The sequence below is a fragment of the Streptomyces sp. NPDC007346 genome, from assembly GCF_040703535.1.
Classification (GTDB): Bacteria; Actinomycetota; Actinomycetes; order Streptomycetales; family Streptomycetaceae; genus Streptomyces.
In genome coordinates this window covers 1-16,274 of the sequence record NZ_JBEYKR010000154.1, presented here as the reverse complement: position 1 = coordinate 16,274, position 16,274 = coordinate 1, and the positions used below count along the sequence as shown (strand labels likewise).

The 16,274-nt window shown below is 72.5% G+C and carries 13 protein-coding genes; 7 read left to right on the top strand and 6 right to left on the bottom strand.

The genetic code is table 11. The features are described from left to right. Positions 1-50: 50 nt before the first annotated feature. Positions 51-404 carry a hypothetical protein gene (locus tag AB0917_RS28900; protein ID WP_366822630.1) on the bottom strand — a complete coding sequence of 118 codons (354 nt, stop codon included), beginning with the start codon at positions 402-404 and terminating at the stop codon, positions 51-53. A gap of 628 nt (positions 405-1,032) precedes the next feature. Here AB0917_RS28900 and AB0917_RS28895 point away from each other — a divergent pair. Genes AB0917_RS28895 through AB0917_RS28880 form a run of 4 tightly spaced genes read left to right on the top strand, consistent with a single transcriptional unit; the run spans position 1,033 to position 5,577 of the window. Next, a complete protein-coding gene (locus tag AB0917_RS28895; protein WP_366822629.1) occupies positions 1,033-4,098 on the top strand; it encodes a nitrate- and nitrite sensing domain-containing protein in 3,066 nt (1,021 codons plus the stop codon). Beyond that, the gene (locus AB0917_RS28890) at positions 4,095-4,538 is read left to right on the top strand and encodes a roadblock/LC7 domain-containing protein (protein WP_366822628.1); all 444 of its coding nucleotides are present in this window, start codon (positions 4,095-4,097) and stop codon (positions 4,536-4,538) included. The genes AB0917_RS28895 and AB0917_RS28890 overlap by 4 nt, the downstream gene beginning before the upstream one ends. A gap of 9 nt (positions 4,539-4,547) precedes the next feature. Continuing rightward, positions 4,548-4,985: a DUF742 domain-containing protein gene (locus AB0917_RS28885; protein WP_366822627.1), complete on the top strand. Its 438-nt coding sequence runs from the start codon at positions 4,548-4,550 to the stop codon at positions 4,983-4,985. Continuing rightward, entirely contained in the window at positions 4,966-5,577 is a 612-nt protein-coding gene (locus AB0917_RS28880; RefSeq protein WP_366822626.1) for an ATP/GTP-binding protein, read from the top strand. Before AB0917_RS28885 ends, AB0917_RS28880 begins: the two co-directional genes overlap by 20 nt. A gap of 157 nt (positions 5,578-5,734) precedes the next feature. Here AB0917_RS28880 and AB0917_RS28875 read toward each other — a convergent pair whose 3' ends face one another. Beyond that, positions 5,735-6,082, bottom strand: coding sequence for a DUF962 domain-containing protein (locus AB0917_RS28875; RefSeq protein ID WP_366822625.1), 348 nt, complete (start codon positions 6,080-6,082; stop codon positions 5,735-5,737). A gap of 102 nt (positions 6,083-6,184) precedes the next feature. Further along, entirely contained in the window at positions 6,185-7,066 is an 882-nt protein-coding gene (locus tag AB0917_RS28870; RefSeq protein WP_366822624.1) for a M15 family metallopeptidase, read from the bottom strand. A 60-nt stretch (positions 7,067-7,126) separates the two neighbouring features. On the opposite strand from AB0917_RS28870, the gene AB0917_RS28865 reads away from it, so the two are divergent. Further along, positions 7,127-7,693 carry an NUDIX domain-containing protein gene (locus tag AB0917_RS28865; protein WP_366822623.1) on the top strand — a complete coding sequence of 189 codons (567 nt, stop codon included), beginning with the start codon at positions 7,127-7,129 and terminating at the stop codon, positions 7,691-7,693. A 197-nt stretch (positions 7,694-7,890) separates the two neighbouring features. Here AB0917_RS28865 and AB0917_RS28860 read toward each other — a convergent pair whose 3' ends face one another. Further along, on the bottom strand, positions 7,891-10,254 hold the full coding sequence (locus AB0917_RS28860) for a glycoside hydrolase family 31 protein (RefSeq protein ID WP_366822622.1): 2,364 nt from the start codon (positions 10,252-10,254) through the stop codon (positions 7,891-7,893). A gap of 214 nt (positions 10,255-10,468) precedes the next feature. Between AB0917_RS28860 and AB0917_RS28855 the strand changes: the two genes are divergently transcribed. Both AB0917_RS28855 and AB0917_RS28850 read left to right on the top strand, forming a co-directional pair. Further along, on the top strand, positions 10,469-12,469 hold the full coding sequence (locus tag AB0917_RS28855; RefSeq protein ID WP_366822621.1) for an acetoacetate--CoA ligase: 2,001 nt from the start codon (positions 10,469-10,471) through the stop codon (positions 12,467-12,469). A 42-nt stretch (positions 12,470-12,511) separates the two neighbouring features. Beyond that, entirely contained in the window at positions 12,512-13,474 is a 963-nt protein-coding gene (locus tag AB0917_RS28850) for a hypothetical protein (RefSeq protein WP_366822620.1), read from the top strand. A 76-nt stretch (positions 13,475-13,550) separates the two neighbouring features. Here AB0917_RS28850 and ptsP read toward each other — a convergent pair whose 3' ends face one another. Both ptsP and AB0917_RS28840 read right to left on the bottom strand, forming a co-directional pair. After that, on the bottom strand, positions 13,551-15,221 hold the full coding sequence (gene ptsP, locus AB0917_RS28845; protein WP_366822619.1) for a phosphoenolpyruvate--protein phosphotransferase: 1,671 nt from the start codon (positions 15,219-15,221) through the stop codon (positions 13,551-13,553). Positions 15,222-15,297: 76 nt separating this feature from the next. Beyond that, positions 15,298-15,747, bottom strand: coding sequence for a PTS glucose transporter subunit IIA (locus tag AB0917_RS28840; protein ID WP_366822618.1), 450 nt, complete (start codon positions 15,745-15,747; stop codon positions 15,298-15,300). Between the last annotated feature and the right edge of the window lie 527 nt (positions 15,748-16,274).

Here is a 16,274-nt window from a genome sequence, read left to right as displayed (position 1 = left end):
TGGCCCCCGCCGGGGGGGCCCCGGGGCCGGGCGCGCCCGCCCGGGCGGCCTCAGGCCCGGGAGAGATCTCCGGCGCTCCGCCGGCCGCGTACCCTGCCGCCCGCCTCGTCCCGCCCGGCCGCTCGCGCCGCCCGCTGGGCCTGCCGACGCTCCCGGCGCATCTGCCGGGCGGTGCTGCTCGGCTCCGACACCACGCCGTGGCGCTGGTTCCACACCTGCCGGGTGACCCAGACGTCCAGCACCGCCCAGGTGGCGACCACCGTGCTGGCCACGCCGCTGAGCACCATCGGGAAGGCCAGCCAGGATCCGGCCAGCGTGCACAGAAAGGCGATCACCGCCTGGATGATCGTCAGAGACATGATGATGACGGCGCGCACAGCGGCCGTCCGCACCGCGTCAGGCATCCGCCGCTTCCCGGCCGGCTCCTCCACCCACAACTGCCGCGGCACCCCCGCCCCGTCCACGGCGTCCGCCCTCGCGGTGCCGGCCGTCACTCCGGCGCTGCCGCGCTCCTGCGTGCTCAAGGTCCTTCAACTCCCCACCACTGTCCGACTTCAGGGTGGCTGCCCGGCTTGCGCCGGTTCTACGCGGGCGGTCGGACTACGAACTGCCGCGCGTGCCACCACCCTGCGCCTACCCCGTACATATGGACGAACCACCCGCTCCGAAGATTCCCCCCGAAAGGCACCGCAGGGCCCCAGATGGCTACGGAACGAATAATTCCAGCCAACTGATCTGGGCCCGCACCCGGGGGTTCGGTGGGGATCCTCTGCCGCTTTCGCGAATTTCATCTCCGGGAATACCGGGACAACTCATGATCAAACCCTGGCCGGACGGCTGAAAATCATCCGGACGTGTCTTCGAGTTGTCTCTGTGTCGGTAGTAGGCTCGCGCCGTTTATTGACGCAGGACGGACCCTCGCCCGCGTCGGTCCGATGGGCGCCGGTGTCAGCGCGGCGCACGTCGGGGCAGGGTCGAGGGACGACCGGGAGAAAGACCACCCCGCGGTGCGGGGCCGATCTGGGGGAGGCCATGCGCTTTCGCGGGAAGTCCATCCGCAGGAAGATCGTGGCGTTGCTGCTTGTGCCGCTCGTCTCCCTCACGGGCCTATGGGTCCTCGCCACGTACGTCACCGGCCGCCAGGCGACCGAGCTGATGAGCGTCAGCAACACCGTGGAGAAGGTCGCCGGCCCCCTGGAGGACGCGGTCCGCGTCGTGCAGGCGGAACGCCGGCAGACCCTGGTCTTCCTGGCCGACCCCCGCGCCTCCGACGCCCTCCCCCTCCTGCTGAGCCGTCGGGCCGACACCGACCGGGTGGTGGCCGAGGTCAGGGACAGCGCCGGGCAGGACGACGTCCGCGAGGCGCTCGACGCCGAGGCCCGCACCCGGCTCGACGCGATCCTGAGCGCCGTCGACGGCCTGGGTTCCCTGCGCGAATCCGTCGAGAAGCGGACCATCGGCCGGGCGAAGGCGCTGGACTTCTACAACGGCCTCGTCGACCCCGCGTACCGCTTCCTCAACGGTCTCCACACCACGGAGAACGGGTCGCTGGACAAGCAGATGCGGGCGCTGGTCGGGATATCCCGGGCCCGCGAGATGCTGTCGCGCGAGGACGCGCTGGTCGCGTCGGGCCTGATCGCGGGCCGCTTCACCACCCCCGAACTGCGCCAGATATCCGGCCTGGTGGCCCAGCGCGAGATGCTCTACGAGGTCAGCCTCGAAAACCTCCCCGCCGCCGAACGCCGCCGCGTCGAGCAGTTCTGGAGCAGCCCGGACGCCGAACCGCTGCGCACCGCCGAGGACACCCTGATCGCCGCCGGGCCCACCAGGCGTCCGGGCGCCGTCGACACCGAGCGGTGGCAGGAGGCGGCCCCGCCCGTCCTCGACCGGCTCGCGAACGACTCCCGGGAGATGGGCAACCGCTTCCAGGACCGCGCGGAACCGGTCGGATACCGGGTCCTGGCCCAGGCCGGTGTCGCCGGAGTCCTCGGCTTCCTGGCCCTGATCGTCTCGATCTTCGTCTCCGTACGTATCGGCCGCGAGCTCATCCGTGACCTCTCCCGGCTCCGCAAGGACGCCCACGAGGTCTCCGGCGTCCGGCTGCCGAGCGTCATGCGGCGGCTGGCCGCCGGCGAACACGTCGACGTCGAGACCGAGGCCCCGCACCTCACCTACGAGCGCGACGAGATCGGCCAGGTCGGCCAGGCGCTCAACACCCTCCAGCGCGCCGCCGTCGAGGCCGCGGTCAAGCAGGCGGACATGCGCCGCGGGGTCTCCGAGGTCTTCGTCAACCTCGCCCGCCGCAACCAGGTCCTCCTGCACCGCCAGCTGACCCTGCTGGACACCATGGAGCGCCGCACCGAGAACAGCGACGAGCTCGCCGACCTGTTCCGCCTCGACCACCTCACCACCCGCATGCGGCGCCACGCCGAAGGGCTCGTGATCCTCTCCGGCGCCGCCCCCTCCCGCCAGTGGCGCAAACCCATCCAGCTCATGGACGTGGTGCGGGCCGCCGTCGCCGAGGTCGAGGACTACGAACGCATCGAGGTCCGGCGGCTGCCCCGGATCGGCGTGGGCGGCCCCGCCGTCGCCGACCTCACCCACCTCATCGCCGAACTCCTGGAGAACGCCACCGTCTTCTCGCCCCCGCACACCGCGGTCCAGGTGCACGGCGAACGCGTCTCCAACGGCTTCACCCTCGAGATCCACGACCGAGGCCTCGGCATGCCCCCGGAGGTCCTGCTCGACGCCAACCTGAGGCTCGCCGAGACCCCCGACTTCGAGCTCTCCGACACCGACCGCCTCGGCCTCTTCGTGGTGAGCCGGCTCGCCCAGCGCCAGAACGTCCGGGTCTCCCTGCAGAAATCGCCGTACGGGGGCACCACCGCGGTCGTCTTCATCCCCGCCGCCCTCCTCACCGAGGCCCCCGACACCCACGGCACCGGCTTCCGTCTCGACCGCCGGGCCGAGCGGGCGATCGGCAGCGGCCGAGGCACGGACGCGGCGCGGAGCACGGAGGCCGCCACGTCGGGTGCGGAGCGCCGTGTCAACGGCAGGTCCGCGGTCCTCTCCCCGGTCCCCACCGGCCTCACCGGAACGGCCGCACTCGACGGCCCGGTCGAACTGGAAGCCCCCGTCGGCCCCCTGGACCTCGCCGGCGACCTGCTGGACCGCTCCTCCGACGCGGACCCGGTCCTCGATCCGGCCCTGGGGCCCGTGCTCGACGGAGTCTTCGACCTGGAGGACACCGAGAGCGAACGCGGCGGCATCTTCCGCGCCCGCGACCTGCGCCGCGAGGACGGCCGGGACCCACGCCCCGGGGACGAGCGGAGCCTGCGCCGTGAGGACGGCCGGGGCCCACGCGGCGAGCAGGCCCGGGACGCGCGCCGCGAGGACGTCGGCAAGTCGCACGGCGGCGGCGCCCGCCGCGCCACCGACCGCGAACAGCACCAGCAGGCCCGCGACCACGGCCAAGGCCCCACAGCCGAGGTCCGCCCGATGCGCCCCAGCGGCCCGGCACCCCTGCCGCGCCGCACCCCGCCGACGCTGGTCACCGACCGGGGCCGCCGCGTGGACGACCGGACCCCGGACGCCACCACCGCCGCCGAGCCGCCCGCGCCCCGCACCCCGACCGGACCGGTCGCGCACACCACCCCCTGGGCCGCCCGCGCCGCGCAGCGCTCACCCGCACCGCTCAGCACCACACCGCCCGACCCCGACGACGCCCGGCACGCCGCCGCCGACGCGGGGCGCGCGACCACCGACGAGCAGCGCGACATCACCGAGGCCCGGCGCGACACCGCCCCCGCGCCGGCCGGTCCCACCGCCCCCGACACCGTGGGCGGCCTGCCCCGGCGGGTCCGGCAGGCCAGCCTCGCCCCCCAGCTCCGTGAGGACTCCGCAGACCGGACTCCGCACCGGGCGCCCGTGGACACGGTCGACGACGTCGAGCGTGACGCGGACGAGGTACGCAATCGCATGGCTTCACTCCAGCGCGGCTGGCAGCGCGGTCGTCGGCAGAACGCCGAGGACGCACAGGGCGCGGCCGGCTTCGAGGGAACAGCACCAGGAACCACTCCGGGAGGGGACGGTCGATGACCGCACCGAACGCCGCAGCACCCAACCCCGCACGCCTCGGCTCGGGCGAACTGAACTGGCTGCTCGACGAACTCGTCCAGCGCGTCGCCAGCATCCGCAAGGCGCTGGTGCTCTCCAGCGACGGGCTCGCCACCGGCGCCTCACAGGACCTGACCCGCGAGGACAGCGAGCATCTGGCCGCCGTCGCCTCCGGATTCCACAGCCTCGCCAAGGGCGTGGGCCGCCACTTCGACGCGGGCCAGGTACGCCAGACCGTCGTCGAACTGGACGAGGCGTTCCTCTTCGTGTCCGCGGCGGGCGACGGCAGCTGTCTCGCCGTCCTGTCCGACGCCGACTCCGACGTGGGCCAGGTGGCGTACGAGATGACGCTGATGGTCAAGCGCGTGGGGGCCCACCTGGCCAACACCCCACGGACGACCGGTCTGCCCGCCGGAGGATGAGTGGCGGGCATGAGCGCTGACTCCCCCCGGGGCACGGACCCCGGATCCCCGGACGGGACCGCGGACCCCCAGTCCTCGCGGTGGTACGACGCGGAGGCCGGGCCGGTGGTCCGCCCGTACGCCATGACCCGGGGGCGTACCAGCAGCGCCTCCCGGCACCGGCTCGACCTCATCGCCCTCGTCGTGCCCGAACCGGCCGCCGAGGACCCCGGCCGGGACCAGACGCTCGCGCCCGAACACGTCACGATCGTCGAACTCTGCAGCGACATGCCCCAGTCGATCGCCGAGCTCGCCGCCGAACTCGACCTGCCCGTAGGGGTGGTACGGGTCCTGGTCGGCGATCTCGTCGAGGACGAGCTGGTGCACGTCACCCGTCCCGTTCCGCCGGCCGAGCTGCCGGACGTGAACATTCTCCGCGAGGTGATCAATGGCCTTCGGGCGCTCTAGCCGCAGGAAGCAGCGGCTCGTCGAGCCCGTCACCCTGAAGATCCTGGTGGCGGGAGGGTTCGGCGTCGGCAAGACGACCGCGGTCGGCGCGGTCAGCGAGATCAGACCGCTGCGCACGGAGGAGCGGCTGAGCGAGGCGGGCCGCCCGGTGGACGACCTGGCGGGGGTGGAGTCCAAGACCACCACCACGGTCGCCATGGACTTCGGCCGGATCACGCTCCGCGAGGACCTGGTCCTCTACCTCTTCGGCACGCCGGGCCAGGACCGCTTCTGGTTCCTCTGGGACGAGCTGGCCCAGGGGGCCCTGGGCGCGGTGGTCCTCGCCGACACCCGGCGCCTGGAGGACTGCTTCGCCGCGGTCGACTACTTCGAGCGCCGCCGGATCCCGTTCACGGTGGCCGTCAACTGCTTCGAGGGAGCAGGCCTGTTCCCGGCCGAGACGGTGCGGGCAGCCCTGGACCTCGACCCCGAGGTCCAGGTGCTGCTGTGCGACGCGCGGGACCGCTCCTCGGTACGTGACGTCCTGGTCGCGGTGGTCGAGCACGCCCTGGAGCGCGCGGCGCGGGACCGGCGGCCCGTCGCCACCACCTGACGGCCCGCCTGAGAAGGGCGCCACCACAGCCGAACCGCGCCCCGACAGCCCAGGGTCGGCCGCGGCCCGCCGGCCGCCACCGGTCCGGTCGCCCAACTGGGGTACCAACGCGGAGAGTTGCGCGATGAGCGGCCAGAGGGGCTGTCCCGTACGCGGCTCAGCCGTTCTCGGCCAGCCACTTGGCCGCGGTCCGCGCCAACTCGGCGTCCCGGCCCGCGAGCATCATCCCGATCATCTGCGCGTCCCCACGCAGCGACCACGCCGGATGCCCGAACGTCGCCGGGTTGTTCTTCTCGATCAGGAAGTGCGCGGGCCAGGCCGTGCCGTACCCGATCAGCGGCAGCGCCGCGAGATACCGCCTCCGGCCCCGCGCCAGCCCGTAGGCGGCGATCGTGAGGCCGGTGAGGGTGCCGGTCAGATGGACCCAGCGGGTGGCGGCACGCGAGTGCATCGCGACGTAGTACGGCCAGAATTCCTCGTACGAATCGAACGTCTGCTGTGACATACGGGCACCGTATCGGCCCGATCGGCAACCGAACACGCCCCTTTCGCGTCCGAAATGAAGAACGGGCGGCCGGAGCCCACGGGGGTGGTCCCGGTCGCCCGCTCAGCGCCCGGCGACCGACCCGCGGTCCACCGGGAAGTCGAAGTAGGTGTCCGGGAACAGCTCGGGCCGGTAGGTGAAGTGCCACCACTCCTCGGGCAGGTTCACGAACCCCACCTCGCCCAACGTCCGCTTCAGAAACTGCCGGTTGGCGCGCTGAACCCCCTGGATCCGGGGATCGTCCGTGTGCGACAGGGTGTCGAAGCAGTCGTAACCGGTCCCCATGTCCACCGAGTTGTCGGGGAACCGCTCACCCTTCGGCGCGAAGCAGGGCGTCAGCCGTTCACCCGGCCGGTACGGCCTGGTCGGCAGGGCCGGCAGCCGGACCAGGGTCAGGTCCACCGTGCTGCCCCTGCTGTGTCCGGACCTCTCCGCGATGTAACCGTCCTCGAACAGCCGCTCCTTGTCGACCAGTGGATAGAACTCCCCTTTCATGGACTGGTCTTCGAGATCCTTCGCCCAGCGTACGAAGTGGTCCACCGCCCGCTGCGGCCGGTAACAGTCGTACACCTTCAGCGAATACCCCTGGCGCAGCAGCCGCTTCTGCGCCCGATGCAGCGCACGGGCGGCGGGCCGGGTCAGGATGCAGACCGGCTGCCGGTAGCCGTCGACGCGCTCGCCGAGGAACGTGTGGGCTGTGGTGTAGCGCATCTCCTGGATGATCGTCGGATCCACCGACCGCAACGCCACGAACCCGTCGGGCGCCTTCGGCCCGGGGCGGTGCTGGGGGCGGTCCTGGGCCGGAGCGGGCTCGGGGTGCCCTTGGGCCGGAGCGGGGTCGGGCCGGGCCTGCGCCGGAGTAGGGGAGACGGCCGTGGTGACGAGCAGGGCGGTGGCGGCGGCAGCGGTGGCCAGAGCGCGGAGAGCGGTACGCATTCCTGTCATGAGCACACCGTCTATCAGCTCCAGGCCCCCGGCGGAAGGACGATCGGATACAGTCCGCCCGTGTCCGAGCCCACCAGCAGCCCCGCCCCGACGACCGGCCGGCGCCCGGCCCCGTACGTCAAGGACTCCCACTGCTCCACCTGCGGAGCCCCGTACACCGCCCTCCCGGCACCCGGCACCTGGCCCCGCACCTGCCCGCACTGCGGCGCCACCGCCTACCGCAACCCGCTCCCGGTCGCCGTGGCCCTGCTCCCCGTGAGCGGCCCGAGCGCGGCCGGGCTCGTCGTCATCACGCGCACCATCCAGCCGCAGAAGGGTGGCACGGCGCTGCCCGGCGGCTTCATCGACCACGCCGAGGACTGGCGCCACGCGGTCGTCCGCGAACTGCGCGAGGAGACCGGGATCGAGGCCGACGAACAGGACGTCCGCCTCGCCGACGCCCTCAGCGACACCGGCGGCCACCTCCTGCTCTTCGGGCTCCTTCCGCAACGGCCCCTGTCCAGCCTGCCGCCCTCCGTCCCCACCCACGAGACATCGGGGTACGAGATCCTCCGCGCCCCCCGCCCGCTGGCCTTCCCGCTGCACACCGAGGCGGTGGACGCCTGGTTCGCGGGCCGCTACGGCTGAGCGAGGAAGCCGGCCCCCTATGGCTGAGCCGAGGGGACCGCCGAGTACGGCCGAGCCAGGGAGCCCACCCGGCAGGGCCCGAGCCGAGGAGGCGGTCTCGTTCGGCCGAGCCGACGAGGCCGCCCCGTACGACCGAGCCCACCAGACCGGTCCCTGCTCCGTGCCCCCGAAGACGCCCCCGCTACGCCATCACCCCATCACCCCTCCACCCCCCGCACCCGCACCGGAAGTCCGACCGCCCCCGCCCCCTCCCCGCCGTCCCGCTCCACCACGACCCGGTCGCCCTCCCACCGTGACACATACCGCTCGACCTCCGCCTCGGCCCACCCGTCACCCGGATCCCGGACCACCAGCCCGCCCCCGGTCCGCCCCGGAGCCGGCGCCCACACCTCCAGCTCCAGGTCCCCGTCCGCGTCCCGCACCGGAACCACCGCCCCCGCCCGAGCCAGCACCGGGATCCGGGACAGCGGCGCGTCGATCACCACCGGCCCCGGCCCCTCGTACGCTCGCCCGGTCGCCGTGTCGTACCAGCGCCCCCGGGGCAGCCGCACCACCCGCCGGTCCGCACCGCTCTCCAGCACCGGCGCGACCAGCAGCGCGTCGCCCAACAGGAACGCGTCCTCGCACCCCCGCAAGGCACGGTCGCCCGGCGCCGCCCACCACACCGGCCGCACATAGGGCGCCCCCGACAGCCGCGCCACCTGCGACAGCGTCACGAAGTACGGGCGCAGCCGCTCCCGCTCCACCAGCGCGGCCCGCGCGTGCTCCAGCACCTCGGGCCCGAACTCCCACGGCTCCCGCCGCCCCGCGTCGATCGCCGAATGGGTCCGGAACAGCGGCAGGTAGGCGCTCATCTGGAACCACCGCAGGTACAGCTCCGGCGACGGGAACCCGTCGAACCCGCCCACATCCGGACCCGAGTACGGCACCCCGCACAGCCCGAGGCCCAGCACCAGCGAGAGCGACGCCCGCAGCCCCGGCCACCCGGTCGACACATCACCGGACCAGGTGCCCCCGTACCTCTGCATCCCCGCCCAGCCCGAGCGCGAGAACAGGAACGGCCGCTCGTCCGGACGCAGCCGCAGCAGCCCCTCGTACCCGGCACGCGCCATCGCCAGCCCGTACACGTTGTGCGCCTCGCGGTGGTCGCCGCCGTGGCCCTCCAGGACGTGCCGGGCGGAGCGGGGCAGCGACGGATCCCCGAACGCGGTGAACGACACCGGCTCGTTCATGTCGTGCCAGACCCCCGAGAAGCCCTGCGCAAGCCGCTCCTCGTACAGAGATCCCCACCACTCCCGCACAAGCGGATCGGTGAAATCCGGATAGACGCAGGCCCCGGGCCACACCTCGCCCACCACCACCCGCCCCCGCGCGTCCCGGACGTACGCCCCCCGCTCTCCGAGTGCCACGCCCGCGTCGAACACCGCGTCCCCGGGCGCCGCCTTCACCGCCGGATCGACGATCGACACCAGCCGCACACCCTCGTCACGCAACTCCTTCGCCAGCTCGGGCAGCGCGGGGAACCGGCTCCGGTCGACCGTGAACACCCGGTGCCCGTCGTAGTGGTCGATGTCCAGATGCAGCACGGACAGCGGAAGCCCCCGCTCCCGGTACCCGGCCACCACCCGCCGCACCTCCCGCTCCCCGCCGAACCCCCACCGGGCGTGCTGCGGACCCAGCGCCCACGACGGTGGCACCGCCGGCGCGCCCGTCAGCGCCGTCCACCCCCGCAGCACCCGGGCCGGCGTCCCCGCCACCACCCAGCAGCGCAGCGGACCGCCCTCCATCCGCACTTCGCAGGTCCCCGGCCGGTCGTGCCCGGAACCCGCGCCCTCCTGGCCCTCGCGCACCACCACCCGGCCCGCCCAGGTGTTGTCGTGGAAGGCCAGATGGGTCCCCGCGTCCGACACCACCACCTGCACCGGCATCGTCAGATACAGCGGATCGTCCCCCGGACCGAACCGCCCGCCCGGGTCGGTGTTCCACAGCCCGTACGCCCCGTCCCGCAGCCGGGGCCCCGACGCCCGCCCGCCGAGCCCGAAGAACCGAGCGTCCGCGGGTACCTCCGACCGCTGCACCCACCGCACCGCGCCCCCGCCCACCGGCTCCCACCATCGCGGCGGCAACTCCCGCCGCAACAGCACCCCGCCCGGCGTCCGCAGCTCCACCGCACCGGTGCGCGACACGAGCACCGTGAGCCGCTCGGAGACCACCTGCCAGCCGCCGTCCTGGCCCGGCTCCAGCACCGCCCGCGGATCCGGCGCCGGCACCTCTCCCGCCAACGCGTACGACGGCAGCGGATCGGCCCCGTCCCACGCCCAGAACACCGCACCGCCCACCGCCACCCGGACCCTCAGTTCCGAACGGGCGAACCGCACCACACCCCCGCCCGGCGCCGGCTCCGCCCCCTCCAGAGCACCGGGCACCCGGGCCCGTTCCACACCGCGCGCGGGCAGCGCACGCGCATCCGCCGACCGGCGCCGCCAGGCCGCGCGCACCGTGCGCAGCCCCCGTACCGAACCGACCAACCTCACCCGACGCACCAGGTCACGACCGTCCATGGGGCACACCCTGCCACCCACCCGGAGCCCGGAACCTTCCGTTCAACTCCCGTTCACCCGCTCCGGCCGAAGAATCGAAGCCCACCTCACGCCGGCCCACTCTGGTGCCGAAGACGATCACATGGCATCGTCCGTGTCAGCCGCTCACGCGCACACCCCAGCCCGTGCGCGCCGACACGCCACCCGCGTACCCGTCCAGCCAGGGAGCCGCCCGATGACCGCAGCCACGCCCGACGCCCCCCTCTGGCAGCCCGGCCCCGACCGCATCGCCGCCGCCGCCGTCACCCGCTTCCAGAACTGGGCCGCGGGCCGCTTCGGAGCCCCCGCCGACGGCGGGTACGAGGCCCTGCACCGCTGGTCCGTCGACGAGCTCGACACCTTCTGGCAGGCCGTCGCCGAGTGGTTCGACATCCGCTTCTCCACTCCGTACGAGAGCGTCATCGGCGACCGCACCATGCCCGGCGCCACCTGGTTCCCCGGCGCCACCCTCAACTACGCCGAACACGCCCTGCGCACCGCCGAGGACCCGGCCCGCGCGGACAGCCCCGCCCTCCTCCACGTCGACGAGACCCACACCCAGGACGCCACCAGCTGGTCCGACCTCCGCCGCCAGGTCGGCGCCCTGGCCGCCGAACTCCGCGCCATCGGCGTCACCCCCGGCGACCGCGTCAGCGGCTACCTCCCGAACATCCCGCAGGCCGTCGTCGCCTTCCTCGCCACCGCGGCCGTCGGCGGCGTCTGGACCTCCTGCGCCCCCGACTTCGGCGCCCGCAGCGTCCTGGACCGGTTCCAGCAGATCGAGCCCGTCGTCCTGTTCACCGTCGACGGCTACCGCTACGGCGGCAAGGAGCACGACCGTACGGAGACCGTCGCCGAACTCCGCCGCGAACTGCCCACCCTGCGCGCCGTCGTCCACATCCCGCTGCTGGGCACCGACGCCCCCGAAGGCGCCCTCGCCTGGGCCGCCCTCACCTCCGCCGACACCGAACCGGTCTTCGAACAGGTCCCCTTCGACCACCCGCTCTGGGTCCTCTACTCCTCCGGCACCACCGGCCTGCCCAAGGCCATCGTCCAGTCCCAGGGCGGCATCCTGCTCGAACACTTCAAGCAGATCGGCCTGCACTGCGACCTCGGCCCGGAGGACCGCCTCTTCTGGTACACCTCCACCGGCTGGATGATGTGGAACTTCCTCGTCTCCGGCCTCCTCACCGGCACCACCGTCGTCCTGTACGACGGCAGCCCCGGCTACCCGGACGTGAGTGCCCAGTGGCGGGTCGCCGAACAGGCCGGCGCCACCCTCTACGGCACCTCCGCCGCGTACGTCATGGCCTGCCGCAAGGCCGGCATCCACCCCGGCCGCGACTTCGACCTCTCCCGCGTCCAGTGCGTCGCCACCACCGGCTCCCCGCTCCCGCCCGACGGCTTCCGCTGGCTCCACGACGAAGTCGCCGACGACCTCTGGATCGCCTCGGTCAGCGGCGGCACCGACGTCTGCAGCTGCTTCGCCGGAGCCGTGCCCACCCTCCCGGTCCACATCGGCGAACTCCAGGCCCCCTGCCTCGGCACCGACCTCCAGTCCTGGGACCCGGCGGGCAAGCCCCTGACCGGAGAGGTCGGCGAACTCGTCGTCACCAACCCGCTGCCGTCCATGCCGATCCGCTTCTGGAACGACCCCGACGGCAGCCGCTACCACGACAGCTACTTCGACACGTACCCCGGCGTCTGGCGCCACGGGGACTGGATCACCATCACCGACCGCGGCTCGGTGATCATCCACGGCCGCTCCGACTCCACCCTGAACCGCCAGGGCGTCCGCATGGGCTCCGCCGACATCTACGAGGCCGTCGAACGGCTCCCCGAGATCCGCGAGTCCCTCGTCATCGGCGTCGAAGAGCCCGACGGCGGGTACTGGATGCCGCTCTTCGTCCACCTCACCGAAGGCGCCACCCTCGACGACGACCTGCGGGCGGCGATCAAGGCGACCATCCGCGAGAACCTCTCCCCCCGCCACGTACCGGACGAGGTCATCGAGGTCCCCGCCATCCCGCACACCCTCACCGGCAAGCGCATCGAGGTCCCGGTCAAGCGCCTGCTCCAGGGCACCGAACTCGCCAAGGCGGTCAACCCCGGCTCGGTCGACAACCTCGACCTCCTCCACTTCTACGCCGAACTGGCCGCGAAGCGCCGACGCCAGGCCGCTTGTCAGTCCCCCTGATTACGCTGAGTGAGCAAGGATTCACCGCGCACAGGGGGACACATGGCGCAGACCGAGAACACCAGGCACAGCTCCCAGCACAACAAGAAGCACGGCACCGCGCACGACAAGAGGCACGGCGCCGCATCCCACGCCACGACCCTGCGCCGCATCCTGCGCCGCGAAGCCCCCAGCACCGTCGGCCTCCTGGCCGACGAGCAGGACTTCGCGGCCATGCGGCGCTACCGGACCTTCCCCTTCGACGACCACACCGTCTATCTGCAACAGGTCGAAGGCCTGCTCAAGGCGCAGGCGGCCCAGGGCATGCACACCACGATCGCCCTCTTCGACCCCGAGGACTACGCCGAGTTCTGCGAGGAGTCCGGACTCGACGCGGACACCGGCGCCAGCCGCAGCCGCTTCACCGCCGAGATCGCCGCCGCCGGAGCCACCGTCACCTACACCGGCCAACGCCTGACCGACCTCATCCCGCTCCTGGTCTCCCGCGCGGTCCGCCAGGCCACCTGGGAGTACGCCACCCTCCTCCTCGCCGACCTCGGGGCCTGCGCGGACTGCGGTCAGGAGATCGGACGCGCGGCCTTCGACCGGGCCTCCCACCTCCTGATGCGCCTGCTGGAGACGGCCGGGCCGGGCACGCACCACCTGGTCTGCTCCACGCCGACGGAGAACGACCAGCTCCTGGCGGTGCTCCACACCCACCGCGACACCACGGGCCCGGCCCGCCTGGACACCTCGGAAGGAGCGGAGTTCGCCACGGTGCTCGCGGTGGCGGTCGCCCTGGAGTCGCCCGGGGGAGTGGTGCTCCGCACCAGCGCCCCCGACAGCCCGGACCGCGTCCACGGCTGGCGACTGGCCCACGGCGCCCTCGCCCCGCTCACCGCGGGCGAGGTCTTCAACGCCTACTGCACCGACGCCGAGACCGGAGAGCCCGTCTCCCCGGAATCCGGCGTGGAGTACTGCGCGGGATTCGACATCGGGGCCGACCCGGCGGAGCCCCACCGCTGACGCACGCACACAGCAGGAGGGGCTCCCCGCCACATGGCGGGAAGCCCCTCCGACAGACACAGACACCCCGGTGCGGCTACTCGCCGGACAGCACAGCCTGAGCGGCGCTGCGCGCCTCATCGGCGGAGTCGGCCGAACGGGCGGCGTTCGCCGCACGCTCGCACTGGGCCAGCGTGTACTTGGCCAGCGTGGCGCGCACATAAGGAATCGACGCGGCACCCATGGAGAGCGAGGTGACACCCAGACCGGTCAGCACACAGGCCAGCAGCGGATCCGCGGCGGCCTCACCACAGACACCACAGCTCTTGCCCTCGGCACGAGCCGCCTCGGCGGACATCGCCACCAGGTCCAGCAGCGCCGGCTGCCACGGGTCCTGGAGCCGAGACACCGCGCCCACCTGACGGTCGGCGGCGAAGGTGTACTGCGCCAGGTCGTTGGTGCCCAGCGACAGGAACTCCACCTCCTGGAGGATCGACCGAGCCCGCAGAGCGGCGGACGGGATCTCCACCATCGCGCCGAACTTCGCCTGCAGCCCCGCCTCACGGCACGCGTCCGCGAACGCCTTGGCGTCGATGCGGTCGGCCACCATGGGCGCCATGACCTCCAGGTACACCGGCAGACCCTCGGCGGCCTTGGCCAGCGCGGTCAGCTGGGTACGCAGCACCTCGGGGTGGTCCAGCAGACTGCGCAGCCCCCGGACACCGAGCGCCGGGTTCGGCTCGTCGGCCGGCGTCAGGAAGTCCAGCGGCTTGTCGGCCCCGGCGTCCAGCACGCGTACGACGACACGCCCCTCGGGGAACGCCTCCAGCACCGCGCGGTAGGCCGCGATCTGCTTCTCCTCGGACGGCGCCTGCTTGCTGTCGTCCAGGAAGAGGAACTCGGTGCGGAACAGCCCGACGCCCTCGGCCCCAGCCTCGACCGCGGCGGGCACATCGCCCGGACCGCCGACATTGGCGAGCAGCGGCACCTTGTGCCCGTCCGACGTGGCACCCGGACCGGTCGAGGCGGACAGCGCCGCCTTACGAGCGGCGGCGGCAGCCTCCATCTCGGCACGCTTCTCGGCGCTCGGGTCGACGAAGATCTCGCCCGTGCTGCCGTCCACGGCCACGACCGTGCCCTCGGCCAGCTCACCGGCGCCGGGCAGAGCCACCACGGCCGGAACGCCGAGCGCCCGCGCCAGAATGGCACTGTGGCTGGTCGGCCCGCCCTCCTCGGTGACGAAGCCGAGCACCAGCGTCGGGTCGAGCAGCGCCGTGTCGGCCGGCGCCAGATCGCGCGCGATCAGCACGTACGGCTCGTCGCTGTCCGGAACCCCGGGCATCGGCACACCGAGCAGCCGCGCCACGATCCGGTTCCGTACGTCGTCGAGGTCGGCGACCCGCCCCGCCAGGTACTCCCCGGCGTTGGCGAGCAGCGCCCGGTACGCGGCGAACGCGTCGTACACGGCACGCTCGGCGGTGGACCCCACGGCGATGCGCCGCTCGACATCGGACATCAGCTCAGGGTCCTGGGCCATCATGGCCTGCGCCTCGAGCACGTGCTGTGCCTCGCCGCCGGCCAGATTGCCACGCGCGATCAGATCGGCCGCCACGGCCTCCACCGCCTGCCGGGCGCGCCCCTGTTCGCGACCGGCCTCCTCGGCGGGGATCGATTTGGCGGGCGGTTCCAGCACCGCCGTACCCATGTGCCGAACCTCGCCGATGGCCACACCGTGGCTCACGCCGACGCCTCGCAGCGTTGTCTCCATTTCACCCGTCTCCGGTTGTGCGGCGACCGTGTCACCGCGGTGGTTGTGCAACTGGCCTGTCACCGCGCCCAAGGCGCTACTGCCAGCCGAACAGCGTGTCGCCGATCTTCACGTCCCCGTCCTCACGGACGTCGGAGAGCGACTCGGCGGTGGCCTCCAGGGCCACGATCGGGCAGATGGGTGACTTGCCGGCCGCCTCGACGCCGACCGGGTCCCAGCGCACGATGCTCTGGCCCCGGGTCACCGTGTCCCCCTTGTTGACGAGCAGCTCGAAGCCCTCGCCGTTGAGCTGGACGGTGTCGATGCCGAGGTGCGTCAGGACCCCGTGCCCCTGCTCGTCGACGACGACGAACGCGTGGGGGTGGAGGGAGACGACGATGCCGTCGACCGGGGACACGGCCTCGGAGGGCTCACGCACGGGGTCGATGGCGGTACCGGGACCGACCATCGCGCCGGAGAAGACCGGGTCGGGAACCGCGGTGAGTCCGATGGCGCGTCCAGCAAGAGGGGACGTCACGTTGGTCATGGGGAGCCTCCCAGGGGGTGGAGATTCAAGATGTCGCCGCCGCGGCTGAAGAGGGACGGCGTACTGCTCAGCAGAGTAAGTCATATGAAGTCCCGGTTCCGCCCGAGACAGCCTGGTTGACAGGCCTAGGGGTGCACCGCACGCGATTTGCCTCGCTCCCCGGCGGCCTGTACTGTCGTACTCCTGCCTGACCCCAACGCGACTTTGAGTCGGGGGTCGGCGGCGACCTTCAAGCCCAGATCCTAACCTTGTACCTCTCCTTCGGCATGCCCGCGGGGCGTGGTCAAGGGAACGGGAAAGGCCTGATAGAGTCGGACTCGCCGAAAGGGAAAAAGCGAAAGCGAATTACCTGGAAAGCGAAAAACAGCAGGACCGCTTGACCCGCTTCGACCGGGAATCGGACACGGAAGAGTCTGATAGAGTCGGAAACGTAGGAAAGAAGAAAACGAAGGGAAGCGCCCGGAGGGCCCCGGTGAGACGGGACCGAAGGAAGCGTCCGTTCCTTGAGAACTCAACAGCGTGCCAAA

Bases quoted from the DNA above. Each gene is read 5' to 3' on its own strand.
- AB0917_RS28900 (WP_366822630.1), bottom strand. From the start codon at position 404: ATGCCTGACGCGGTGCGGACGGCCGCTGTGCGCGCCGTCATCATCATG.
- AB0917_RS28870 (WP_366822624.1), bottom strand. From the start codon at position 7,066: ATGACAGGAATGCGTACCGCTCTCCGCGCTCTGGCCACCGCTGCCGCC.
- AB0917_RS28850 (WP_366822620.1), top strand. From the start codon at position 12,512: ATGGCGCAGACCGAGAACACCAGGCACAGCTCCCAGCACAACAAGAAG.
- AB0917_RS28890 (WP_366822628.1), top strand. From the start codon at position 4,095: ATGACCGCACCGAACGCCGCAGCACCCAACCCCGCACGCCTCGGCTCG.
- AB0917_RS28895 (WP_366822629.1), top strand. From the start codon at position 1,033: ATGCGCTTTCGCGGGAAGTCCATCCGCAGGAAGATCGTGGCGTTGCTG.
- AB0917_RS28875 (WP_366822625.1), bottom strand. From the start codon at position 6,082: ATGTCACAGCAGACGTTCGATTCGTACGAGGAATTCTGGCCGTACTAC.
- AB0917_RS28840 (WP_366822618.1), bottom strand. From the start codon at position 15,747: ATGACCAACGTGACGTCCCCTCTTGCTGGACGCGCCATCGGACTCACC.
- AB0917_RS28855 (WP_366822621.1), top strand. From the start codon at position 10,469: ATGACCGCAGCCACGCCCGACGCCCCCCTCTGGCAGCCCGGCCCCGAC.
- AB0917_RS28885 (WP_366822627.1), top strand. From the start codon at position 4,548: ATGAGCGCTGACTCCCCCCGGGGCACGGACCCCGGATCCCCGGACGGG.
- AB0917_RS28880 (WP_366822626.1), top strand. From the start codon at position 4,966: ATGGCCTTCGGGCGCTCTAGCCGCAGGAAGCAGCGGCTCGTCGAGCCC.
- AB0917_RS28860 (WP_366822622.1), bottom strand. From the start codon at position 10,254: ATGGACGGTCGTGACCTGGTGCGTCGGGTGAGGTTGGTCGGTTCGGTA.
- ptsP (WP_366822619.1), bottom strand. From the start codon at position 15,221: ATGGAGACAACGCTGCGAGGCGTCGGCGTGAGCCACGGTGTGGCCATC.